The sequence below is a fragment of the Nostoc sp. JL23 genome, from assembly GCF_017115065.1.
Lineage (GTDB): Bacteria > Cyanobacteriota > Cyanobacteriia > Cyanobacteriales > Nostocaceae > Nostoc > Nostoc punctiforme_A.
Map to the genome: position 1 here is coordinate 71,397 of NZ_JABXKN010000022.1, position 25,628 is coordinate 97,024.

The following is a 25,628-nucleotide window of genomic DNA, read 5'->3' on the forward strand; positions in this document are numbered from 1 at the left end:
CATGGCTTCTCTTAATACACTAAAGTCTCTAGAAAAGTATATACCTTTAGTAGGAGATATGAATATTAAAACCCCACTTGCATATACAGCAACGCGTGGGGCGGTAGAGGTAGTAAACACAATACAAATGGCGGTAGCTGAGGCTTATATCAATGGGTTAGAAGTTCCTGACTCAGTATTAGAATCTCTTTTTGATACTTGTATGCCTATCTTTTTTAAGTACTTTCCCGCCCTCTTAGCACCTTATGAATGGGTATTAAAAGAAACTGATAATCTTGCTGAAAGCCCACGGGATCTGATGAAAATTCAGTATGATTTGCCTCAAGGGATGCTGAATAAGATGTTGGGCGATGGGAAACTCATTTATCCTAAATACAGCATGGGATTGTGGGAAAAAGGAGCATTAAACCTTGAGCAATCTCAAATAGATATGATTGATGATGTGATTCAAAAGTTAGACATTAAAGATGGAGACAATATCTTAGACTTTGGCTGTGGTTGGGGATGTGTGCCAAATTACATTCTTTCCAAATTCCCCAATGTCAAATTTGTGGGTCTGAATTTGAGCCATGAGCAATGTGAATATATGCGCCAGAAGATGCAAGATCCTGAAAGCAACCTAAGTTCAGGCCGATTCACACTGTATGAAGGAGATTTAAATAGTACAACATTTGAGACAAAATTTGATAAGATACTTTCGATTGGCGTTTTTTGTCATGTTGGTAATTTAACTAACTCTTTTAAAAAATTAGCTAGTTTGCTGAAAGATAATGGCAAGGTTTTTATTCATATCATTACAGTTCGTACCCCTAATAATATATCCAGCGCTTTTACGCACAAATACATTTTTCCTCACGGTAGGTATTGGAACTATGATGCAGTTTCTAGCCGGAATAAAGACCTCAAAACAATTGAAAGATGGTATCTAAACGGTTCCAATTACTCTAAAACATTTGCCAAATGGCTAGATAATTTTGACAAAAATCAGGCAACAGTCAAAGACTTAGATTATGGCATGGATTATGCCAAATTTCGCCGGATATGGAGGTTTTATTTAATATGGTTTGTTCGGAATTTCGCTAGTTGTGATGGTGAATATAATGGGAACGGTCAGTACTTAATGGTTCATGCTTAATGGAGTAAGAGTAGCAGCGTGGCGTAGCCCGTCGTCAACATCACTCTCCAGAAACCGCAGTAATTGTATGATTACTTAGTAGCATGATAGGTTATGAAAAATCCCATGAATTAATTTTGCTCACAAAAACCAAACTCTTAAATTCGATTTACCTGTCTGCCAAACCCACTTGTCCTCCAATTAGCCCCAAAAATCCAGTTCCAAAGTGCTGAATCTCCAAAAAGCTTGCTTGCTCCGGCGAGGTTTTGTAAATTCGGAATGTCTTCATAATTCCTAAAGTGGCAGCACTTTCTAAAGGCCCAACAAAACGAACATCTCGGTCAAGAAAATAGGTTTGATTAGCCCAGTGAGTCATTTGATTTGCATTTAAAAAATAGCAGCCTGCATGAGGATTGAGGGCACGACGAAAGGTAATTGGTGCATTCATAATTGCACCATTGAGTTCCTGTTGCTCCTGCACATTTTGAAAGGGAGCAGTTACTCGTAAAGCCAAATCCCCATCAATATAAGCTTTGTGAACCAAAGCTTTGGGAGAGACTTCATAACGATTTGGCTGGAGCAAATTGAAATCACCGGCTTGTTGGGTAAACCAGTTTAATTTGATAAAAAACCAAGGGTCATGAATAATTAAGTCATCTTCAAGAAAGCAATAATAATCATACTGACCGAGACAACTTTGCAGAATAGCTTGACACTCAAACCCCAAAAATAGAGGTTCTGCATTGCTAGAATGATGCTTATATAAATGGGATGGTAAAGGAAGCTGATTCAGAAGATGATTATCTTGAGTTGTACAAATAACAATATCTAGTTCGTGAGACTGCGGCTGATTAGCAGGGAAAGCTAGTCGTTGAGCAATGTTGATAATACTTTGAGATTTGCCAAATAATTGATGTAAAGCAGTAATGCTTTTAGTTAACGCTTCCAAGCGGGGTTGTGGGTTTTTGCGTTGGGAAGCATGACGATCCTCATTGCTAGGTTTGAAAAAATGGGCAATAGTAAAAATAATTCGCATTTTACATATCGATTTTGTATTTATTTGTCATTTGTCATTTGTCATTTGTCATTTGTCATTTGTCATTTGTACTAAGCTTAGTCATTGGTGCAGCCTCTCCAATAGTTGTATTGGTCATTTATCATTTTTTATTGACCAATAATCACTAATGATTAATATATTTCTTGCAAAAGTCTTGCTTTTCAGGCTTTTATTTACACCTTTGCTTTAGGCAAAAATATTTATGCAAAGGACAAATGACAAATGACCAATGACTAATTTTTGCCAAATCCTTTAGAACTTGGGCGCTTTTTCAAATTATCAGAAGTTTTACCAGCGAACATCCATTGCAAATGCTGTGGTAACAGTTTCGCCAAATCATAACGCTTGATAATTGTCTCTCGCGCATTCGCACGAATTGCTTGCATTTCTTGAGGATTATTCAGCGCCTCTTCAATCCTATTAGCAATATTCTGGGGAGAAAAGAAATCTACTAGCAGTCCATTCACCCCATCCTGTACGACCTCCAAGACTGGCGAAGTCTTAGAAGCTATTAGTAAACATCCTGCTGCCATTACTTCTAACATTGACCAAGATAATACAAAAGGACGGGTTAAATAAACATGGGCAGAAGAAGCTTGCAAAACTTGGAGGTACTCATTGTAAGGAAGCCTATCTGTAAAGTGCAGTCTCGATAAATCTAAAGATAATTTTTCTAACATTAATTGTTTATAGGTCTGACCATCGGGGAGATTTTTACCATAAGCAACCCGATCTTCTCCCACAACTACCACATGGCACTTAGGTCGTCGCTGCTGAAGTAACGCTACCGTTTCCATAAACTGCGGAAAACCTCTATAAGGTTCCATTCCTCGTCCTACATAAGTTACCAACTCTTCCACATGAGAAAGATCCAGATTTATTCTTGGTAAAACTAACTTTGCACCTGGTTTAGGAACAAAATATTTGGTATCAACACCATCATGAATTACAGTGAGTTTGCTATGATATTCTTTGGGAAACTGCTGACGCTGCCAATTAGTTGGAGAAAGTCCGCGATCGCAGCTATATAAATCAGTTAAAATCGGTGCATTTTTCACGCGGATGCGGCATTCATCATCAGCATTTAGCGGATCGTTGGGATCGAAATCTGCATCGGAACCGTGAGCGTGATAAAACCACTCGAAATAACACAATAATTCTGCTTTGGGGAAAACATCTTTCATAAATAAAGTCGGCCCCCAACCAGAATGACCATAAACTATATCTGGAAAGAAACCCTCAGATTTTAATTTTTCTGCCACGCGATAGACAGCCTGAGCGGTGAGAACAGCATTTTCCAGATTACGAACGTAGTGGTGAGTTTGAGGCGCAGCTTCACGAGAAGGAGTATAAATAGCTTTGAAAACGCCAGGTATTTCCCCTTCCCGACGATTTGTCCCAAAGACGACTTGGTAATTAGGATCTTTACCCAAAACTATCGCTAGGTTGCGAAATTGCGAGGGAAAATTGGGATGTAAAAATAAAACTTTCATTGGAATAATCTTGATTAAATTATTGCCAGATAAAATAAATTAAGACAAACTGCTTAAGATTATAAGATTATTTATCACAACTTTTAGCAAGTAAATTTAGGTAAATGGTTGCTCAAAAATGCGAAAATAATCGCAAATTCGTGTTATGACCATGAAATTTATTGGCATTGATTTAGGCTGGCGATCGCAACCCAGTGGATTATGCTGTTTAGAATGGATAGATGGACAACTACAATTACTCGATCTAGACCGCAAAGATGCCATTGCAGATATCCTCACCTGGATCGATCAAAGCGTCCAACCAGATGAACCAGCCATCATCGCCGTAGATGCGCCTACCCTCATACCCAACGCCACCGGAAGCCGCCTCGCCGACAAACTCAGCCACAAGTACTTTGGTAAATATCATGCAGGATGCTACCCAGCGAATCAAAACCTACCCTTCGCAGAACGCACCATCAACTTTGGCTTAGAATTAGAATCACGCGGTTTTGCCCACGCACCCACCATAGAACCGCAAAAACTCAGCAGATATCAAATAGAAGTCTTCCCCCACCCAGCAATCGTTAACCTATTCAACTTAGAACGTATTCTCAAATACAAAAAAGGACGCCTCAATGAGCGCCGCCTAGAACTAATCAAACTCCAAAATTATCTTCTCGATATCCTCCCCTCCTTCTCTCCTCCTCTGCGTCCTTGGCGTCTTCTCTCCGAGACGCTGCGCGTTGGCGAAGCCTCTCGCAGAGAAGGCGGTTCGTTTACTTCCGAAATCCCCACCACAGGCGCAGCCCTCAAAGCAACCGAAGATAAACTAGATAGCCTAATTTGCGCTTACGTTGCTGCATACTGGTGGTATTGGGGAGAACAACGTAACTTAGTATTAGGCGATCGCACCACTGGCTACATTGTCATCCCTCAGAGAATATTAGCCTAAAATTGTAATGTATTAATGATTTAGCTCAAAGAGGTTTTATGCAAGGAGTTAATTCTAACTTGAGTTTAAAAGAGCTTTATAAAATTGACGATCATCTCTGGTTAGAGGAAACAATCAAGCTATTGAAAGATAACCATTTAGAAGAATTAGATTTAGAAAATTTAATTGAGGAGCTAGAAAATTTTGGTCGTAGAGACAAAGCCAAGGTTGCTAGTTTATTAGAAAAAATTATTAGACATCTTTTGCTGCTGCAATACTGGACACAAGAATATCAATATAATTCGGGACATTGGAAAGCAGAAATTAGAAGCTTTAGGAATCAATTAAAACGTAACTTGACAATGAATTTATACTTAGACAACGAATTAGCATCAATTTATGATGATGCTTTAGGGTATGTAATTGAGAAAACTGAGGGTAAACTAGATAACTTCCCTCAATATTGTATTTATACCTTAGAACAGCTATTAGATATTAATTATCTACCTGAAAACCTGTAAAATAAAAGCGTTGCTAAACTTAAGTCAGCAACGCCTAATATTGAATATTCAATAACTACTCAACACTCTTACTCTGCCCAAGCAATCAACCTTGGTTCATAAGGATTAGCCAGGTGTGGATTTTTTGGCAATACACGCAAAGACAAACCTTGTAAACCAGAAGCGGTATAGATGATATTACCAGTGTAAATACTCAATTGCTGTCCATCTTCGCCTTGGTAATCCATCACTACTGGCACAGCGTTGACAATCTCACCATTGGCATCGATCGCACCTTGGTATAGTTCCACCTGCACATCATCATTGGTCAAAGTCGCCAAGTCAACCTTGGCTTTGACAGCAACGGTTTGGTTAACCTCAATGTCTGAAGCTGCCGATACATCAACATCTTTGATTTTGATGTTAAACCAGTGTTCGTTCAGTTTTTCTTTCCAAGCGGCTAGTTCTTTCGCTGGGCCATAGTTATCAACAGTCAGGGTATGATAGCGATCGCTTGCCGGGAAATAAGCTCGCCCGGCATATTCTCCCACCATCCGCGCTGTATTAAAGAAAGGACAATTCAACCGAATTGCATCCTTCATTTTGGCAACCCACGGACGGGGTAAGCCATCAGTATCTCGCTGCTCATAAAATAGCGGTACAACTTCCTTCTCTAACAACTCATAGAGAGCGTTTGCTTCTACTTCATCTTGGTAGTTAGGATCGTCGTAATTCTCTCCATGTCCAATTGCCCAGCCTGTGCGGACGTAATCAGCTTCATCCCACCAGCCATCTAGCACACTTAAATTCGGCAATCCATTCATTGCCGCTTTCATCCCACTAGTACCAGAGGCTTCCCGTGGACGACGCGGTGTGTTCAACCAGATATCGCAACCCGCAACCATCAACCGGGAAATGTGAATGTCGTAATTTGGAACAAACACTACCTGTTTTTCTAAATGCTGTTCGCGGATAAAATGATTGATCTCGCGGATCAATTCTTTACCGGGAATATCCTTGGGATGTGCCTTACCAGCAATTACAAATTGTACTTTCCGGTCTTTGTTAGCCAGCAGAAGCCGCTTAATGCGATCCAAATCACGCATCCAGAGGGTGGCGCGTTTGTAGGTGGCAAAGCGACGAGCAAAGCCAATGGTGAAAGCGTAAGGATCTAAAACTTCTTGGGCTTGGACAATTTCGGAAGCGGAAGCGCCGCGATCGGTCAAATGCTTAACTAAATGCTCCCGCACATACAAAATCATATCTAAGCGGCAGCGTTCGTGATTGCGCCACAATTCCTCATCCGGTATGGCGTCCATCCGCTCCCACAGTGGGCTATCTGGTGGTGCTGAAGACCAATTTGGGCCGAGATAGCGATCGTACAACTCTTGAGTCGATTTCGCTACACAACTGCGAGCATGGACACCGTTAGTAATTGCGGCGATCGGTACTTCCTCTACTGGCACATTTTGCCATAAACCCTGGAACATTTGCCGCGACACCACACCATGTAGTTGGGCGACACCGTTGGAAAATGTTGCCATCTTCAGCGCCAGCACCGCCATACTGAAAGGCCCAGATAAATCGCCTGTATTCTCGCGCCCCAGTCCTAAAAATTGCTCTTTGGGCAACCCAAATATCTCTGCGTAATATCCCAGGTAGTGCAGCATTTTGTCGGGAGCGAACAAGTCAATTCCCGCAGGTACTGGCGTGTGGGTGGTAAAGATATTGCTGGAAGCGACCACTTGTCTAGCTTGGACATAATTCAGTCCCTCTTCCTGAATCAGCAAGCGGATGCGTTCTAGGGCAGAGAAGGCAGCATGGCCTTCATTCATGTGGTAAGCGGTAACTTTCAGCCCCAAAGCTTTGAGCATTTGCACACCACCGATCCCCAGCATGATTTCCTGGTGGATACGCATATCGATGTCGCCACCATACAGCTGATCTGTAATGTCGTGGTCGTAAGTGTTATTGGGTTCAATATTGGTGTCTAGCAGATACAAGGGAACTGTTCCCACCTGTACGCGCCAAACTCTAGCGTATACCTTGCGTCCAGGATAATCTACCGCAATCCGTAGCTCTGAACCATCGGCATTGCGCTCTAGATGCAAGGGCATATTATAAAAATCGTTGAGCAGGTAGCGTTCTTGCTGCCAGCCATCGGCATTGAGATACTGGGCAAAGTAGCCTTGCTGATAGAGCAAACCTACACCTACAAGCGGTAGCCCCAAGTCACTGGCAGATTTGAGGTGATCCCCCGCCAGAACGCCCAAGCCTCCAGAATAGACGGGCAAACAATCTACAAGTCCAAATTCCGCCGAAAAATAGGCATAGCATTCTTTGGGTTTCTGCTCTCGTTGTTTCTGATACCAAGTGCGCTCTTGCAAATAATCGTCTAACTGACGGTCAGCTCGATCCATTTGCGCTAAAAAGCCTTCATCTTCGACAACTTCCAGAAGCCGCGATTGAGAGATTGTACCCAACATTAACACCGGGTTATGATGGCTAGACTCCCACAGGTCAGAGTCTAAGCGACGAAATAAATCTTTAGTATCAACGTTCCAATCCCAGTGCAAGTTATATGCCAGCCGCCGTAGTGGTTCAAGTCGCGGCGGTAGTGAAGGAGATACGTTAAATGTGCGAATTGGCTGCATAGGTTGGCAAAACTCCAAGTTTAGCTATGGTTATTGTTTACTCTCTTTACCAATGTTGCCAATTCTTTATACAGTAGTTTGTGAAAAAGCGATGACTTTGTTAAGCATTGAGAATTATTTTTAACCTCGTTGCTAAAGTTTACACCAAGGTGTTTCTAATTCTATGCCTTACTCTGAGCCATGTACTTGGTATATTAAGATTTAATCATTTACTGGTATATATCACTTAAAAAAATTTAGTTTTGAAGAAATAATTTATATTTATTTTAGTATTGCTTCCGGGGATCAATTCGAGATTCTTGGCTGAGGGTGAAAATTCCCCATAGGTGTATCCAGGAAAGTGAAATTTTTTAATTATTTTTTAATAAAATTGCTCTATCAAAGAAGACAGTCCCAATAAAAGGAGTTTCAAAAGCCAAGCATGAAAATCTTCTAAAGACTGGGATTTTTACTCAGCACTCAGCACTCTCAACCCACGAGGCAGAAGGAAACCCCATAAATAATCAATTGGATGAAAACCCTACCAAGCAGTTAACCAAGAAAAGCGATGCCTGCGGTGGGCTACGCCTACACTAACTACTTGGTATGAAATATTTGCACTAATTCAGCAAAATGACTTATAAAGATGTTACTTTATGCACCTAGTGAAGGCTGATCTTTAGTATTTTTTGTCATTGTCAGAGCTACAGCTGCTGCATAAGCGAGTTCTGCCGCCATTTGATAAGCAAGTTTGATACTTGATGAAGTGTCTTTGGCTTTAGGAGATGGGGAAGCTTTTTTTCGGCGCGACTCTTGTTTGACATCACCTGCTGCAATAGCTCGCTGTAAAATTATCCAGGCATCTAGGTCTTCTGAGTCATAATTACTTTGAAGTTGCGATCGCAGTTGATCTTCGGCTACAACACTTAGATAGCCGATAGTTAGAGCTTCTTGTACAATTTCTTTAATTAAAGCCATAATTTGAACCAAGTGTGTGAGTTAAAACGGATACCTCAATTTGGGAAATTAGATGTTTTTTTGTAGATTTATCCTCGAAACTAAGCTACTTTTAGCTTTCTTTTAATAAAATTTATAATGAATACTACCAACCACGCATCACCCGCTTGGCTCACCCGAATGGGTGATTTATAAATTTTTAGATACAAGTAATAAGGAAGAGGAAAATTTTCAGCTACTTTGGCTTTTTAACGAAGAGGGTGTCACAAGTATAGTAGATATTATTCTGAGTTTAATGCCCAATTTATAAAATAGTAACGATATAAATATAGACCAAAATGCCAATAACCACTTACAGCATTTTTAAATCTCCCTCCTCAATGGATGCTGTCTAAGTGTATAAAAATATTTCCGAGTAGCACTCGCTCTAGTAAAAAAGTTAACTTATTTCCAGCATTATCATCAACAATAAATCTGGAAATCAACTTATTTCATAAGAGTGTTCCACTAAAAATAAAATGTGTTATCGTTAAAAACAATTGTTCTTAAAAACAATTCATGTCATTACAAACGTGAATTGGCTAGTCTGTAAATCATCCGTGTGCAACATGATTGGAGCAGCATACTCTAGAAATTCGTTGCAAGAAAGCCGTCATAGCAGTCGGGGAAGCGCTTACTTGTTTGCACCGATGGTTAACTTCAATGTGATGGCTGATGTGGGAGATAATCCACCCTAATTGGATTTTTTTGGGCAAAAATACCCATCAAAATCCAACAATAATTACATTGTTATGCTAGGCAGAAATTTTATCTAAACTTTGAATATAGTCTAGTTAAATGTATTTTTTGTTGCCAAATAGCTTGTGAAACTGAATTGTTTCAAAAGACTAAAACCGCTTGAGAGAAAATAGCCTCAAGACAAACAACACTATCCTAGTTACTTTTAGGAGTGCTGTTAGCGGTAGCAAGCTTTTCAAATTTGCCAGAGAACCAAAACAGTAGTCTATCTAAACCAGAAAATTTCCCATCAGACAATTTAAAAGTCTGAGTTTTGACCCGGCAATGCACTGAAATTGTTTTGTTAATTGATTTTGTGAAAAATAAGCCAAAGTTTTAAGTGCATATAGCACAAAATCTGCTAGCGACTTAACGTAATTGTGCATATTACTTGAGTAATTCTACACACCTAACCTCAAGAATTGCTCGCATAGTCAAAGCCAGACTATGGTTTTTCAACATTTGAAAAACCATCTAAAAATCTTAGGGAATTTTGGTGATACTGCTACCTTAGCTCATGTATTAATACACACAGAGCCTATTGGTATTGGCAGAAGATTAGGATACAGCCAAAACAACTTGAAACACTGTCAACAACAATTGATTAAAGAGATATGTAGCCATGCAGAACGAGCAATATTTTTCCAAATTGCAGCGCGTGCAAGAACTTTTAGTAACTACAGTGTTAGGAGATATTCCGACACTTCTCCTCGGCCCAAAATTGCGTAATTTAGGATACCGTAGTATTTTTGACCAGATAGGCAGCCCAGTATATATTCAAAATGGTGTTGAATTTAACGGTACTTCTTGTATTGAGATCGGCGCAGGAGTCTATATTTTCAAGGGTGTGCGGATGGATGCGAGAGGACATAAAAATAATAGAATCCATCTAGGAGATAGAGTTGCGATTGAGCGTAACGTTGATATCGGGTCTTTGAAAGATACGTATATACATATTGATGAAGACACCTTCATTGCTCCCAACGTATGTATTGAGGGGCCAGGAGACATTAAAATTGGTAAACACTGCATGATTGCTGCTCATTCAGGGATATATGGCAATAATCATAATTTTGCCGATCCGATGGAGCTGATTAAATACCAAGGTGTTACTCGCAAGGGAATTGTGATTGAGGATGATTGTTGGCTAGGACATGGAGTAACAGTATTAGATGGCGTTACTATCGGCAAAGGCAGCGTTATTGGGGCGGGAGCAGTTGTTAATAAAGATATTCCTCCTTTTTCGGTTGCTGTCGGCATACCTGCAAGAGTAATCAAAAACCGAATTGGCAAAGATATAGCCAAGCTTCAAGTTAAGACATAGGGCATTGGGTACAAGAGGCAGAGGTGCAAAGGGGCAGAACTTACTGTAACTTCTCCTCTGCTCCCCATTTACCACTCAGCACTCCGTACTCAGCACTCCTGAAAGCTATGGGGAATAGTAACTATCCCCTGTAAGCTGTTGCCTTTTTTGGGAAACCTTTGCCATCAGTCAACGTCACAAGGGTAAACGCCTCTGAGTTATCTCTCTTAAGGGCATCTACAAGTCAGACAACTTACATCTTGTACATTATCAATAACCGTAGGGTAGACATTGCTAGCCCTGAGTCCCCAGAGTCCTCTAAAAAAGGGACGAGATTTGGGTAATATAAAGTAGCTATCTTTTCTGCATTGCAGATACTGAAAGAAAAGCTTTCTTTGTTTTACCCGTTGGAGATATTTCTATGCTGACTTTAAAAATCGCTGTTTATATTGTTGTTGCCTTCTTCGTAACTATCTTCATCTTCGGATTTTTGTCGAACGATCCAGCTCGTAACCCCGGCCGTCGGGACTTAGAGTAAAAGGGCGATAAATCATCCGCGACTTTGGAAGGCGGAAAATACTAAACGCCACGGAAACTTACTAAGCGAAAATTTAGTAAGTTTCTTCCTCCAAGTAGCTTGCTGTAGGTAGCAGAAGGCGACAGTCGGAAGGCAAAATGTATGTTTAATCCTTCCCTTTGTCATTTGGCTGTTTGTTAGCCCGATTTTGCTCACTTATGCTTCATCCAGTTCTGCCACCTAATCCGCCTCCTATCGTTGAATCTTTACAACCTGTAAATCCCGCCTCATCTGCTAGTCATACAAAGTTTCTTTCAGGTGTAGATACTGGAATACACGAAAAGACAGACAAATCCAAGCAGCCCAAGAATTTGGCTCAGTTGGCAATTTCGGGTAACACTAAGAGCGATCCTTTATTGTCAACTCCAATCGACTCAACTCAAGATGACTTGGTAGTTGCTAAAACTTCTTCTGTACCTCATTCACCAGAAACCTTTCCACCAGAAAATTCCCCACTCCCCGGTTCTGCAACTGCTGGGCTTTTGGGGCAGCCACTGGTTGTTGGTTATCCCACGCAGGAGGTTACAACCTCTAATGGGCTTAAACAAGACACAAAGACAAGTCCGAGCGTCGAACCCCGCCGCTCGGAACTTCTTCTGATGTCGGCACTGCGTAAACGGGAGACGCAAAGAGAAGCCGCTGCCTTGCAAAGAAAAGTTGGAGCAGAGGCTTTAGATCAACAAGCAAAATATGAGCCTGCTCAAAAACTCGGTCAGCGATGGCTGACGACAAGCCCTTCTCTACGAGAGGCTGCGCCAACGGGTTCGGGGGTGACGCTCGTTCGCCCTTGGCGTCTCCCCTTGGGAGAAGACTCGCTAACGCTGCGCTATCGCAATCGACGGGAACCGCCATCGCTCTTAGCGTCTCCCCTTGGGAGAAGACTGCGACCCCCTCACCGCTTTGCGTCTACGCTAAATCCAAACTCTAATGGTGGAGCAAAACCAACCTTTTTGGACTCTTCTAGCTTTACCTATAGAGTTTCTCCAAGCCCACTTGTCGCCCAATCTCCACGCCCTCTTCAAATTGCCACAACTGTCACAAACAGCAACAAGTTAGGCAAATCCAAAGCAGAAATTTTAGCTGAGAAGTTAACCCAACAAAAACAGCAACATGATATTACTGCACAACAGTCTCTAAAACAAGACAATATCTCTGTATCTGCTGCCGATCTTGCACCGAGTTCTCAATCAGTAGAAAATTTTATCACATTCAAGTCTCGTAAGCCCAAAAACCAACTCTCAGTACCCATCACTGTAGAATTTAAGTCCCAAGTCCAGCAACAAAGCCAAGTACCAACGCCTACACCACAGATAAATACCACTCAGCCGCAAACTCAACCATCTGGTACAACTGCGCCAGCTACCACACCGCCAGGCGCACAAAGAATTGTAGAAGTTACTTCAGATCGGCAAGAGTATGACGAGAAACAGCGAATTATTACAGCTGTAGGTAATGTAATTGTGCGATTTGATGGGGCGGTGGTGGATGCCGATCGCTTACAAGTCAATTTGGACAACATGATCGCTGCGGGGGAAGGCAACGTAACCTTAACACGGGGCGATCAGATACTGCGTGGACAACGCTTTACCTATAACTTCGTTCAAGATCGTGGGGAACTGGAAAATGGTAGAGGAGAAATTTACGTACCTTCAGCACAAACAGATTTTGCTTTTTCACCCACGGCTGTAAGTACTGGTGGAGTTTCAAAACGTCCGGCTAGCGATCGCATTAGAGCCAATCAACCCGTTTCCGGTGTGAGTAGCCCTGGAGGAATTGATGTGACAATTGGTGGTCAGTCAGACGCCAGCAACATCCCGCCACCGAAAGCAGGAGGTGCAGTCAATCGGCTCAGGTTTGAAGCTGAACAAATTGACTTTTATCCGCAAGGCTGGCAAGCAAACAATGTCCGCATCACCAACGATCCTTTTTCCCCGCCTGAATTGGAATTACGCGCAGATAAAGTAACTTTGACACGAGAATCACCCTTAGTAGACCGCATCAGAACACAGCGACAGCGTTTGGTATTGGATCAAACAGTCTCCTTACCAATTCCCCTGAATGAGCGTACTATTGACCGCCGAGAGCGGGACGTTACACCTGCAATAGTCTCCCCAGGCTACGATGGAGAAGATCGGGGAGGTTTGTATATTGAGCGTGGATTTCCAGTAATCGATACAGAGCAAACACGCTGGACAATCACGCCCCAGTTATTATTACAGAGAGGTGTGCAAGAAGGCACGGGTGACTTAGGCGCACTGTTTGGTGTGAAGACCAAGATAAATTCTGTTTTGAATCCACGGAGGATAATTCAGGGAACTGCGGAGTTAACTAGTTTTAACTTGAATGACGTGGAAGAGAATTTGCGAGTGAATTTAGGATTGCGCCAGACATTGGGCACTTCTCTTCCCCACACATTGAATGTGCAATATAACTACCGCGATCGTCTCTACAACGGTACTCTGGGTTTTCAAACTGTCCAGAGCAGTTTTGGCGGCATTATTACCTCTCCTGTGATTCCTTTAGGAAAAAGTGGCATCAACCTTAACTACCAAGCAAGTGCCCAGTATATTGATGCCAACACCGATCGCCAAGACTTGCTAGAACCAGTGCGGGAAAACGATCGCATTTCACTTGGTCGTTTACAAGGCAGTGCTACCCTCAGTAGAGGGCTGTTGCTGTGGCAGGGAAAACCATTACCACCCACTGCCACTGAGGGATTACGATACACCGCTACCCCTGTAGTTCCTTACTTGCAAGCGATCGCTAGCCTTACAGGCACTACCAGTTATTACAGCAATGGTGATAACCAAAGCACCCTAATTGGTACAATTGGCTTACAAGGGCAAATTGGTCATTTTTCCCGGCCTTTTTTCGACTATACCGCCTTTAATATTAGTTACTCTCAAGGCTTTAATAACGGATTATCACCCTTTTTGTTTGACCGCTCCGTTGATAACACAGTATTGACCGCTGGAATATCACAGCAAATCTACGGACCTTTTCGCTTAGGCTTCCAAACATCTGTTAATTTAGATACTGGTAGAGAAACTAGTACCGACTACATTTTGGAATATAGCCGTCGCACCTATGGCATTACCTTACGTTACAATCCGGTGCTGGAGTTAGGCGGCTTCAGCATCCGAATTAGTGATTTTAACTGGGGTGGCGGCACCGATCCATTTTCGGAAATTAAGCCAGTAGTGAACGGCGTGCAACAGGATAATTAGTCTGAGGATTTGGGACGACTCGACAAGCGATCGATCGCACAATTAGTTAATGCCGCGCCAGGTATTCTCAAGCTGGCATAGTCGCCGCTTAGTTGAATGCCTGATGGTGGTTGGTGTAGGGTTACACAGCATCTATGAACTGCGGCTTGGTACTCTCGCCATTGCCTGCGGATTTCAATACTTGCAGCATCGTCACCTAAGTCTGAAAATCTTAGCCCCGCTCGCATCAGCCAAGATTCTACGTCAGTTGTTTCACCAACTATTTCTGGAATGTAATTAATCTTTTTCATCAGTAATATCTTATACGTATGTCTATTTGCTTCACTTTAAGATAAAGTATTAAGACTAGCCAATATCATTTTTTATCAAAATCATCACTAAAAATGATTGATGCCCAAGTATTAATACTTGGGCATCAAAGAACGAATTACTATTACGGCTGGAAAAGATCATTGCTTTAGCTTCCGAATAAGCCCTTTTCTAGCTCGTAATCACTAGAAGCGATAGCCTAATCCAGCTTGGAAGCTGACGGCATCAGCATCACTATTTTTGTAGGCGTCAATACCCCATTTAGTATCCCCGTAGGCAATAACATTTTTGCTTACTTCTGATTCAATCCCAAGGGTGACTACAGGTGAATTCCGATTGCCCAATGGGGTTTTTTGACCTTCATCAGTTACAAAAGAATAACCACCACCGAAGTAAACGTTAGTATTTTTGGCGATGGGCGCATCATAAGTGACTATGGGCATAATTGCAGCAGCATCGCCACCATACAACACAGAACCCCGCAGTGAAACTGGGGCATTGGGTACGGCGTATCGTCCTTGAATATTACCACCAATTTGTGCTTCATCGTTTCCTTGTCCGCCACTGGTTGCACCAACAGCAACACCAGCACCGATGTAGTTACCGTTAGTACCTGCTGTTTGAGCAGATGCAATGCCGGCTGAGAGGACAATGGAAGCAACAGCAATTGCAGAGGCAGCTAATTTTGTCAGTTTCATAGAATTATTCTCACTAGAGTTAGGTAAAATCAATGTTCTCTAGTACTAGAATCTCTTTTTTTACAAAATGTAACCTCGCACACCTGGTTCACCCAAGTGGCTGAATTATTTCTCACCCATCTGGGTGTAACAACTGAAAAATTCAAAATTCTTTAAATCGAGTAGTGGGTGCGATCGCGCTTTTACCCCTGCCTTATCCCAAGGATAATTATTTATGCCGACCTACTTAAGCATCTCCAACAGAATGGAATTAGCCTGATTGACTGACAGGATCTCCTGAACTCAGATGCTATAGATAAATTTCCCGCTTAAATTGATTGAGCCACTGCCCTTGGGATAATACTTCATCTGCTGCTATTGAGTCAGCAGAACTTTTAGCTGTAAAATTTATCTAGAGTAGATGAGAAGCTGGCAATGACCAATCAAATTCTGCAACAACAAATTGCCTACTATTGTGCTAGAGCCAACGAATACGATCAGTGGTTTTATCGCCTTGGTCGTTACGATCGCGGTGAGGAACTAAACCAGCGTTGGTTTAAAGAAGTTGATATTGTCAAACAGGATTTACAACAAATTGTCCAAGCTGAGGAAATCTTAGAATTAGCCTGTGGAACCGGAATTTGGACACAAGAGCTTTTAAAAATTGGACAGAAAATTACTGCAATTGATGCCTCCGAAGAAGTAATTGAAATTAATCGCAGCAAATTAAATTCACAAAAAGTAGAATATCACCAAATTGATTTATTTGCCTGGGAAGCGCACGCTGAATATGATTTAGTATTTTTCTCTTTCTGGTTATCTCATGTGCCGCCAGAATTACTGAAATTGTTTTTGCTAAAAGTTTATAAATCTGTGCGTGTCGGTGGACAAGTATTTATTGTTGACTCGCGCTTTGAACCAACATCTACAGCTAATAACCATATTCTGAATGATGATGGCAGTATTTACAAAAGCCGGAAGTTAAATGATGGGCAAGAATTTCAAATAGTGAAAGTTTTTTATCAGCAAGATGAACTGCAAAAGCATCTGATACAAGTTGGTTTTAAAGCCAATGTAAAAGTGACAGACCATTATTTTATCTATGCTAATAACACGAAGATATAAACTGATAATAATTAATTTTATTATCAGTTTATATAAAATGGACAAGTCCTGTATTTGTTGGCGAAGAAAAAATTCTATTAAGGACGCATCACCCTTAATTTTCACTTATCCAAAGTCCAATCCCTTTATCAAGCAAAAAATATGCCTTTGGCAGCGGGGGGTAGTTATACAGCAGATCCGGATATTTGTTAACATTGGCTAGAGCGATCGCTCGTTATTTCTTCAAAAAGCGTTGACGTAGACGAGAGATGAAAATATTCACCTCTGGTATTTTCAGCCATGAAGCGATCGCAGCAAACACTACAATCCCTACGAAGCCAGATATACACAACTGCAACACCAGAATCAGTAAACCCGTTTTACCTAGCAAGTGCTGAGAACCAACCAATGCCCCATAGCTTGCTACCCCAGCAACTACGCTACCAGCAGCCAAACCCAGAATCGGCAAACTCCACTCACGCCAAGGTAAACCATTGAGTTTGCGATCGAGCAACCATAACAGCATTAACATTGAGCTACAATTTACACCCACCGTTGCTAATACCAAACCGGGAGCGCCAAAAGGTTTAACGAAAAACCAATCTAATAAGATGTTGAGCAAGATGTTAAAAATACTGATGCGAAAAGGTGTCTGTCCATCGCCCAAGGCATAAAATACTCGCACCAAAACATCACGCCCCAAATAGACAAACATCCCAATTCCATAAGCTACTAACAAAGATGAAACTAGCTCTGTAGCTTCTGGCTTGAAAGCACCGCGCTCATATACCACCTGCACAATGGGTACAGATAGCGACACCATCAACGCTCCTAGCGGTAACATGGTAAAAGCAGTGAGTAGCAGTCCTTGGCGAATCCGTAATTTTAAGTCCTGCCAATTTTCGGGGCCAGCAAGTTTGGCAAATATCGGTAATAGAGGCAGCAAAATAATATTAGAAATAATCCCCAAAGGAGTTTGGACTAATAGATTGGCATAATTAAATCCTGCCGCCGCTCCAGGAATAGGACTAGCAAAATAAAGATCCGTGGCAACATTAATTGGCATCATTCCAGATGAAACTGTTGCCGGAGTCATGATTTTAATTACTTCTTGAACGCCTGGAGATTTAAAATCAAACCGCAGGCGTAATGTGCCCAATCCTAATCGCCACTGGACAATTAGCTGCACTACCCACTGGAGAATCGCTCCTGCCAAGGTTCCCCAAGCTAACACCATTCCCCCGATTAAAGCGTACTCCGGCTTAATAATGTCCTTTCCCAGTTGCATAGCTAAGATAGCAAGACCACCAACAACGGTAATACTAGATAATAAAGGGCTAATGGAGAGTAACCAATATTGATTGGCTGTATTGAGAGTACCAAAGCCAATGCCAATTAAACCGGCAAATAAAGCCATTGGTGCCATAATGCGGAGTTGTTGAATGGCGATCGCTCTGGTTGTTTCTTCCAAACCATGACCGACTAAATCAACGATCGCATCCGCAAATAGAACTTGAACCACTGTCACCAGCAACAGCACTCCAGCTACCAACGTTGTCACGGTTTCCACTAGGGGAGCTGCTTCTTCTCGGCGACGCTTGGCTAAAACGCTGACGATCGCACTGTGTAATGGCCCATTTACGCCACCGAGTAAGATCAACAGAAAGCCAGGGATAATATAAGCATAACTATAGGCGGTGGCAGCAGCACCAACACCAAATGCGGCAGCGATCGCTTGCTGCCGCACTAAACCGAAGACTTTACTAATTAATGTGGCTGCGGCAACAATGCCAGCAATTCCAGCGAAAGAACGAGAGGGTTTTTGATCTTGTTGTGTCACGAATAATACCCGACAACTCTTGCAGAGTGCATACTTTAAAACATTTAACCTGAAATTCCGCAGTCTGTCAGGTAAATTTTGGCAAATTAGTAATTTTAAATGCCTACGCTCAGGGCAAAGGCGGATCGATGCCTACGGCAGGCTACGTCTACGCTAAAAATTAAATTCCTGAATTGCTATAATACAGCGAATTACAAGTTAGTTAGATCAGGATTTCAAAGGGGCCGGGCCGCTTTGCTGATTTGCGCGGACAACACTAACTTAGTGATAGCCTTGCCTAAGTTCGTAGTGAATATACTCAAATAAACTTTACGCTCCTCTGTGTTTCAAATTAAACCCTCAATTGGCAACAAATTTACACAATTGTGTATTTAGTCATCTCCTCTGTTGTGTACAAGCCAAAATTATTTTTTAATCCATTACAAGGATAGATCGAGAAAAGGGAACTATAACAATAACCATCTTCTGGGAAATAGTTGAACTAGGGACTGGGGATTGGGGATTAGGGACTGGGTATCGGGCGAGATTTGAATAGGGATTGGAATCCCAAACAAATTTTACTCATATTTTCTTCCCTAGTACCCAGTACTCAGTCCCAAAGCGTCCATTCGTCCTACCCCAACAAGTTGACATCCATCTGAAATAGGTGAATCCTGGACGCGGCTAGTTGAAAACTGTAAAACTTTGCAGTTTGTCATATTTTTGACACTTCTTAACCCCTTGAATTTTGGTGTGAGGAACCCTTGTATAAAAACGAGATAATCCAGAGCAATGGAACCCAATTCAAATTTCACAGAAAATCAACTTCTTTTGTCAAGCGCTCAACTTCAAGAGCAACTAGAGCAACAAAAAGCTCTGGCGAGTGTAATAGTCCGAATTCGGGAATCTCTGGACTTAGAAAAAATTTTTCAAACGACTGTTACACAAGTGCGTCAGTTGTTAAATGCTGACCGAGTAGCAGTCTTCCAGTTTGACCGCGAACAAAACTGGGAGGGAGAATTTGTTTCTGAAGATGTTGCAATTGGCTGGGACTCAGCAATGGCTGTAAAAGTTTACGACCACTGTTTTGAAGAACAATTTGCTTCTAGTTATCAACAAGGTCAAGTGCAAGCAGTAGCAGATATTTACAAGGCGGGACTGAGTGATTGTCATCTGGCAATTTTGAGTAAATTTCAGGTACAGGCTAACCTCGTTGTCCCTCTATCGCGCAAGCAAGAACTGTGGGGATTGCTTTGCATTCATCAGTGCAGTGAGACTCGTGAATGGAAAGAATCGGAAATTGAGTTTATTCGTCAAATTGCTGACCATCTTGTTGTTGCAATTCAACAAGGGAAACATCTCCATGAAGTTCAATTGCAAGCTGCAAAATTGGCTCAAGCAGTTCAGCGCGACCAAGTAATAGCTAAAATTGTCGATGAAATTCGCTCACCCCTTGATATTGAAACTATCTTTAAAACCACAACTCAAGAAATACGTAAGCTGCTGCAAGCCGATCGAGTTGCCATCTTTAGCTTCAATCCAGATTGGAGTGGTAACTTTGTTGCGGAATCATTTGCTGAAGGCTGGACTGCTTTAGTTGGCATTCAGCCTGCGATCGCTGATACTTATTTACAACAGACGCAAGGTGGACGTTACGTTAACAACGAGACATTTATAGTTAATGACATTTATCAAGCCGGATTAACAGACTGCCATATCACCTTATTGGAGCAATTTCAGACAAAAGCCTTTGCAACTGCGCCTATTCTTCAGGGAGATCAACTGTGGGGAATCATCGCTGTCTACCAAAATGCCTCACCCAGAGAGTGGCAATCTTATGAAGTCGAATCACTGAGCAAAATCGGTAGACAAATTGGTGTAGCAGTGCGACACCATAAGTTGCTGGCATACGCTCAGTACCAAGCAGAGCAACAAAAGACATTAACTAGTGTAATTACTCGAATTCGGGAGTCTCTAGATTTAGATACAATCTTCCATACTACTGTCACCGAGGCCCGACAAATGCTGCAAGCAGACCGAGTGGCAGTCTTTCGTTTTGATCCGCAAAAAGATTGGGAAGGAGAATTTATTTCTGAAGATTTTGTGTCTGAGTGTAACTCGGTAATGGCAGAAAAAGTTTATGACTATTGCTTTGGGGAAAACTTTGCACACCTTTACGCCCAAGGTCGAGTAAATGCGATCGCTGACATTTATCAAGGAAAGTTTCCCGGTTGCTACGTGCAAATTTTAGCAAAATTTCAAGTGCGAGCAAATATGGTTGCACCTCTATTAAAAGAAGGTGAACTTTGGGGATTGCTGTGTATTCACCAATGCACCGCTCCTCGCTACTGGCAACCCTCTGAAATTGAATTTGCCAGTCAAATAGCCGAACAATTGGGAGTCGCATTAAAACAGGATTCTTATTTAAAGCAAGTTCAAATGCAGGTTGTCCAGTTAGCAGAAGCCACTGAACGCGAGAAAGCAATGGAACGGCAAGAATTACTGGCAGCAACCATTGACAAAATCCGCCAGTCACTCGATATTAAAACTATTTTTAGAACTACTACTCATGCTGTGCGAGAGTTACTTGAAGTCGAGCGAATTGCAATTTACCGTTTCAACCCGGATTGGAGTGGTAAATTTGTAGCAGATTCATTTAAAGATGGTTGGAAAGCAGTTGCACAAACCCAACCAATGATTATAGAAACTTTTGAGGACACAGACGACGATAACGAACTTCCGCGTAACGAAACCTTTGTGCCGATTCGGGAAGGTGAAAAATTATGGGGATTATTAGTTGCTTATCAAAATTCACAACCGCGTTATTGGAAAGAAGAGGAAATTAATTTACTGGCTCAAGTCGGGGTGCAATTGGGGATTGCAATTCAGCAAGCAGAATTACTCGAACAAACTAAACGTCAAACTTTGGAACTTTCTCAAACTCTGCAAGAATTAAAACAAACTCAGACTAGGTTAATTCAGGGTGAAAAAATGGCGGGATTAGGACAACTACTTGCTGGAGTTGCCCATGAAATCAACAATCCTATCAGTTTTATTTTTGGTAATCTTATCCATTTAAGTGAATATACTCAAGAACTTCTAAAGGTAGTGAAACTTTACCGTCAAAACTCCTCAATATTGCCAACTATCCAAGAGCAAATCGACAAGAGTGATTTGGATTTTCTCATTGAAGATTTACCCAAAACCCTTGAGTCAATGAAAGTAGGAACAGAGCGCATTTGTGATATTGTGCTATCACTGCGAAACTTCTCTCGTACAGATGAGGCTGAATTAAAGCCAGTAGATATTCATGAAGGCTTGGATAGTACTTTGCTAATTTTAGGGCATCGCCTTAAAAACAATAATGATCGCCCAGCTATTGAGATTATTAAACAATATGATAATTTACCTTTGCTCGAATGCTATCCCGCGCAATTAAACCAAGTGTTTATGAATCTTTTGAGTAACAGTATTGATGCATTAGAGGAAAAGTTTAACACTATACAGCAAAGGTCTTTGAAATTATTACAAACGTGTCCGAGAATACCTTTGACTATCTGGATTAATACGCAACTCGTTCAGAACCAGATTGTAATAACAATAGCTGATAATGGTCTGGGGATTCCAGAAGAAGTGCGATCGCATATATTCGATCCCTTCTTCACTACCAAAGCACCAGGTAAAGGTACGGGGTTAGGATTGTCTATTAGCCATCAAATAGTAGTTGAGAAACATCATGGTCAGATGAAATGTTCGTCTAAACCAGGAGAAGGAACAGAGTTTTTAATTGAAATTCCCTGCGGTAATTAGAGGCGATTGATTTTTGACAATTCTTCAGTCAATCTTAAATAGGGGAGCCAGGGTTGCCTCCGTTCCCCGAAAGCATCATAACTGCTATTGCGTTATGTCATTAGACTAATGCACCAACGCCTGAATCAATATAATTTATTTATATTTTAGGACGTTTTTGGGGATGCGATCGCAGAGTTGATGTTGAGAAAGTGGCAGACTTAGTATAAACAGCTACTAATTTGAAGCGAGAAAACTTTTGATCGTCTTAACTATTTCTTGTTTCTCTTCAAACCCAGAACTGTAACACCCACTCAAAGGTACAGTTTAACCAGATGCTAACATTAAGGTTACTCGATAAACAAAGCCACCTTCGCTAGAATCAGAACTTTCAACTTTAATCTCAATAATTTCATTTAACGAGTACAAAAAAACCGCTTTTCCCAATTTTCCCAACCATCGATAGCGGCTGAGAGTTAAACTATTTGACTCTTTATGAAAATTACAGTTGATAAATGAAGCTACGGCTATTATGAGTAAACCTACCAAAAACAAAAATAGGGTTCCGCCAATTGCGGCATAGCCTTTTAAAGTATCATCTTGCTTAACTACTAAATTTTTCTCTAAAGGTTGTGCTAAGAAATTCTTAATTTTTAAAATTATCAACTCTGCTTCTTCTGAAAAATAATCACTGTAAGCAATTCGTGTAAATGGAATGCTTTCTGTATTAGTTAATAACTGAACTCGATATTTATATAATATTTTTCCCTCTTTATCAGTTTTAGTTTGTTTTTCTAAACGAGTTCCAATTAATCCAGTAATTTGTTTTTGGCTTTTTTGACGATCAAAAAAATCAAACTCTCTCAGATCACATATAATTATTGATGATTTTTGCTCAATATTGAAAGCTTGTAAATTTTGGGGTACACGGTCACAACTAAGTTGTGTGGAACTTATAATCGTAAAAATAGTATATAAGCAAATTATCCCTGCTTGTCCAATAAATAACCCAATAAATAGAAACCACTTCGGTTGAATAGTAAAGTTAAGTTGATTTTGCGTTTGCTTATGAATTTTGAGATTCTTACCTTGGAGAAAATACCAAACCAGAAATAAATTGGTAATTAATAATATATAGCCTAATAAAGAACTTTGATTTTCCATTTTTTCGCAAAAATGTCTCTGTTTTTAAGCTCAACGCGGAGTTCCTTTACCTACAACCCAAACTATCTCGCGTTGACACACCCGTAACTGGATTTATGCCATCGGCTCTTTCACACAGCAGCGACACTTGATAACGGTCAATTAAAGCATCGGTAAAATCAGCACCAGTGACATCAGCATCATAAAAGCGGCTGCGGGTCAAAGTTGCTTCAGTAAAGATGGCATTCTTGAGGTTAGCACCATCCATAGTGGCGCGATCGACTAAAGCGCCGCTCAAGTTCGCATCTTCCAAATTTGCCTTTAATAAAACTCCTTTAGTCAGAATTGCGTTGGTTAAATTCGCTCCTTGAAAATTTGTCCCCCGCATTTCTGCTGCTACAAAAGTTACACCTGCCAAATCGGTATGAGAAAAGTCACGATTTTCTAAATTTATATTGTTGTAATTGATTGTGTTTATCTGAGCAAAAGCCGGCTTAGGATTAAGTATTATCCACCCAAAGGCTAGTAGTAAAATTACAATCAAACCCAAAAAACGCAGTAAAATCTTTTTCATAACTTTATTATTTGTCAGTAGTCCTTTGTCATTAGTCTTTTGTCATTTAACCAATGACTAATGACTAATGACTAATGACTCTTAGCTATTTCCAATCTTTCCCAATACGGATTGTCAGATCAGATTCTAAATCACCAATGGCAGACACCTCGATTTGACCCAAGCGTAAGACTTTTTGCAAATCAACCCCAACTCGTCGGTTGCCTTTTTGGACAATAATCTGAGTTTGACGTTGGGTATCTGGCCAATCAGGCACTTTGTAAATATTATTAAAGCCTTTCTGTTTGAGATAAGCAATAACTTTTTCAGTTAGCTGAGGTTGATTTGAAGCATTTTGAATAGCAATTTTGAGGTTAGGAACCTGACGCATATCTGGTTTTAGACCAGGTACATTTACCCCAACATAATCATTCAACAGGCTCTGTTGTCCAGTCATATTCAGCCAATAGCTATCAGGGTCTTTGCTAAAGCGGCTAAACGTACCAGGCAACACAGTCATTTGGAAATTATCCCGATCTAGGTTGAGTCCGAAATTGACCAACGCCATCATTTCTTCCATCTTCAGGTTGGTATCAAAATATTTTCGCATTAGGCGAGTTAATTGAGGCAACCGGGGTAAGATGGTAGGACTATTTAAACGTTGCAGCAGAGCTGCTGTTAGTGCTTGCTGACGCTGCACTCTCGGCAAATCTCCCAAACCTGGTTCGCGGAATCGAACAAAGTGTTCTGCTTGTTCGCCGTTGAGGGTTTGCCAGCCACTGACTAAATTAATCGACAGCCGACTGCTGGAGTCTTTATATTCCATTGCTTTAGGAACAAAGACTTCTACACCGCCTAACTGATCGACTAACTGCCGTAAGCCGCTGGTAGAAATGCGGATATAACGATCGATTGGGGCGTTGTTTAAGGTACGGCTAACTACCCGTGCAGCCAAGACTGGGCCGCCTTTGGCATTGGCATCAGATACCTTAGTTAATCCCTTTTCTCCCTTTTCAGGGATGGCGATCATTGTATCTCTGGGAATGGAAAGCACCCTTACAGATTTTTCACTAGGATTCAGTCGTACCAGTAGCATGGAGTCGCTTTTCCCGGCAAAGCTTTCTGGTGAGCCATCAACGGTACCGCTGACTGGTTCAATCCCCATGATTAAAATATTCATCGGACGTGAAAGCTTGTACTGGGAAAGTTTGCCCCATAACTCCCCTGGTAATGGGATTTTTAGTTCGTCTTTAGCAGTAGTTCCTAAATCTTCATCTGTTCGATCTAGATTGCTCCATAAAGGAGTCCACAGCGCTAATGTTGACACCAGCAGCCCAGATAAGATGATGCCAATGACAACCGTCATAAACCATAACAGCCATCGAGGCATGGTTAAGCCCAGTCTCTCAGAAAGCTGATTGGGAAACGCGCCCACAGATTCGATGACGCTACGGTTCGGATTCGCTGGCTGGTTTAGTTCGACCTCCTCCTCTGAGTCGGCCAGTGGTGCTGGTGTTACTTGATTTTCTGTCCGTTGAAGTTGCGACGATCGCACGTCACTTTCAAACTCTACTACTTGCTGAGACGTAACCGGATTTTCCGACCATTCGACTTGTTTTATCACAATTATCTCCCCACTCAACCACTCCCTAAAAGTATGTTAATCCAAGCTACAAATATTGC

At 41.4% G+C, this 25,628-nt stretch carries 19 protein-coding genes; 9 read left to right on the top strand and 10 right to left on the bottom strand.

The annotated features are described in order from the left end of the window. The first annotated feature begins 58 nt into the window (after window positions 1–58). Window positions 59–1,135, top strand: coding sequence for a class I SAM-dependent methyltransferase (locus HWQ42_RS03310; RefSeq protein WP_292809258.1), 1,077 nt, complete (start codon window positions 59–61; stop codon window positions 1,133–1,135). A gap of 148 nt (window positions 1,136–1,283) precedes the next feature. Here the strand turns inward: HWQ42_RS03310 and HWQ42_RS03315 are convergent, their stop codons facing one another. Then, entirely contained in the window at window positions 1,284–2,150 is an 867-nt protein-coding gene (locus HWQ42_RS03315; RefSeq protein WP_292809260.1) for a calcium-binding protein, read from the bottom strand. 254 nt (window positions 2,151–2,404) lie between these two features. Then, window positions 2,405–3,664 carry a glycosyltransferase family 4 protein gene (locus HWQ42_RS03320; RefSeq protein ID WP_292809262.1) on the bottom strand — a complete coding sequence of 420 codons (1,260 nt, stop codon included), beginning with the start codon at window positions 3,662–3,664 and terminating at the stop codon, window positions 2,405–2,407. 151 nt (window positions 3,665–3,815) lie between these two features. On the opposite strand from HWQ42_RS03320, the gene HWQ42_RS03325 reads away from it, so the two are divergent. Further along, complete coding sequence (locus HWQ42_RS03325; RefSeq protein ID WP_292809305.1) at window positions 3,816–4,598, top strand: DUF429 domain-containing protein; 783 nt, start codon at window positions 3,816–3,818, stop codon at window positions 4,596–4,598. A gap of 38 nt (window positions 4,599–4,636) precedes the next feature. Continuing rightward, window positions 4,637–5,098 carry a DUF29 domain-containing protein gene (locus HWQ42_RS03330; RefSeq protein WP_292809263.1) on the top strand — a complete coding sequence of 154 codons (462 nt, stop codon included), beginning with the start codon at window positions 4,637–4,639 and terminating at the stop codon, window positions 5,096–5,098. A 68-nt stretch (window positions 5,099–5,166) separates the two neighbouring features. Here the strand turns inward: HWQ42_RS03330 and glgP are convergent, their stop codons facing one another. Both glgP and HWQ42_RS03340 read right to left on the bottom strand, forming a co-directional pair. Next, window positions 5,167–7,731: an alpha-glucan family phosphorylase gene (glgP, locus tag HWQ42_RS03335; protein ID WP_292809265.1), complete on the bottom strand. Its 2,565-nt coding sequence runs from the start codon at window positions 7,729–7,731 to the stop codon at window positions 5,167–5,169. Between the two features lie 633 nt (window positions 7,732–8,364). Continuing rightward, a complete protein-coding gene (locus HWQ42_RS03340) occupies window positions 8,365–8,688 on the bottom strand; it encodes a hypothetical protein (protein WP_292734393.1) in 324 nt (107 codons plus the stop codon). Window positions 8,689–9,266: 578 nt separating this feature from the next. On the opposite strand from HWQ42_RS03340, the gene HWQ42_RS03345 reads away from it, so the two are divergent. The 4 genes from HWQ42_RS03345 (at window position 9,267) to HWQ42_RS03360 (ending at window position 14,551) form a co-directional block, all read left to right on the top strand. After that, window positions 9,267–9,404 (top strand): hypothetical protein, encoded by a 138-nt coding sequence (locus tag HWQ42_RS03345; RefSeq protein ID WP_174707946.1) that lies wholly within the window; start codon window positions 9,267–9,269, stop codon window positions 9,402–9,404. 662 nt (window positions 9,405–10,066) lie between these two features. Continuing rightward, on the top strand, window positions 10,067–10,768 hold the full coding sequence (locus HWQ42_RS03350; protein ID WP_292809267.1) for a DapH/DapD/GlmU-related protein: 702 nt from the start codon (window positions 10,067–10,069) through the stop codon (window positions 10,766–10,768). A 400-nt stretch (window positions 10,769–11,168) separates the two neighbouring features. Then, on the top strand, window positions 11,169–11,285 hold the full coding sequence (locus tag HWQ42_RS03355; RefSeq protein ID WP_041566417.1) for a photosystem II reaction center protein I: 117 nt from the start codon (window positions 11,169–11,171) through the stop codon (window positions 11,283–11,285). Window positions 11,286–11,482: 197 nt separating this feature from the next. Next, a complete protein-coding gene (locus HWQ42_RS03360) occupies window positions 11,483–14,551 on the top strand; it encodes a DUF3769 domain-containing protein (protein ID WP_292809269.1) in 3,069 nt (1,022 codons plus the stop codon). On the opposite strand, the gene HWQ42_RS03365 is transcribed toward HWQ42_RS03360, so the two are convergent. Both HWQ42_RS03365 and HWQ42_RS03370 read right to left on the bottom strand, forming a co-directional pair. Then, entirely contained in the window at window positions 14,548–14,841 is a 294-nt protein-coding gene (locus tag HWQ42_RS03365) for a hypothetical protein (protein WP_292809271.1), read from the bottom strand. The genes HWQ42_RS03360 and HWQ42_RS03365 overlap by 4 nt on opposite strands. Window positions 14,842–15,045: 204 nt before the next feature. Further along, window positions 15,046–15,558 (bottom strand): outer membrane beta-barrel protein, encoded by a 513-nt coding sequence (locus HWQ42_RS03370; RefSeq protein ID WP_292734405.1) that lies wholly within the window; start codon window positions 15,556–15,558, stop codon window positions 15,046–15,048. Window positions 15,559–15,972: 414 nt separating this feature from the next. Here HWQ42_RS03370 and HWQ42_RS03375 point away from each other — a divergent pair, with 414 nt between their 5' ends. Then, window positions 15,973–16,662, top strand: a complete 690-nt coding sequence (locus HWQ42_RS03375; protein WP_292809273.1) for a class I SAM-dependent methyltransferase — start codon at window positions 15,973–15,975, stop codon at window positions 16,660–16,662. A 214-nt stretch (window positions 16,663–16,876) separates the two neighbouring features. Here HWQ42_RS03375 and murJ read toward each other — a convergent pair whose 3' ends face one another. Next, on the bottom strand, window positions 16,877–18,481 hold the full coding sequence (gene murJ, locus HWQ42_RS03380) for a murein biosynthesis integral membrane protein MurJ (RefSeq protein ID WP_292809275.1): 1,605 nt from the start codon (window positions 18,479–18,481) through the stop codon (window positions 16,877–16,879). Window positions 18,482–19,252: 771 nt separating this feature from the next. Here murJ and HWQ42_RS03385 point away from each other — a divergent pair. After that, window positions 19,253–22,270 carry a GAF domain-containing protein gene (locus tag HWQ42_RS03385; RefSeq protein ID WP_292809277.1) on the top strand — a complete coding sequence of 1,006 codons (3,018 nt, stop codon included), beginning with the start codon at window positions 19,253–19,255 and terminating at the stop codon, window positions 22,268–22,270. A gap of 306 nt (window positions 22,271–22,576) precedes the next feature. Here HWQ42_RS03385 and HWQ42_RS03390 read toward each other — a convergent pair whose 3' ends face one another. The 3 genes from HWQ42_RS03390 to HWQ42_RS03400 all read right to left on the bottom strand — a co-directional run bounded on the left by HWQ42_RS03390 (window position 22,577) and on the right by HWQ42_RS03400 (window position 25,569). Next, window positions 22,577–23,413 (bottom strand): hypothetical protein, encoded by an 837-nt coding sequence (locus HWQ42_RS03390; RefSeq protein ID WP_292809279.1) that lies wholly within the window; start codon window positions 23,411–23,413, stop codon window positions 22,577–22,579. A gap of 46 nt (window positions 23,414–23,459) precedes the next feature. Further along, entirely contained in the window at window positions 23,460–23,966 is a 507-nt protein-coding gene (locus HWQ42_RS03395) for a pentapeptide repeat-containing protein (RefSeq protein ID WP_292809281.1), read from the bottom strand. Between the two features lie 85 nt (window positions 23,967–24,051). Further along, complete coding sequence (locus HWQ42_RS03400; RefSeq protein WP_292809283.1) at window positions 24,052–25,569, bottom strand: LCP family protein; 1,518 nt, start codon at window positions 25,567–25,569, stop codon at window positions 24,052–24,054. Between the last annotated feature and the right edge of the window lie 59 nt (window positions 25,570–25,628).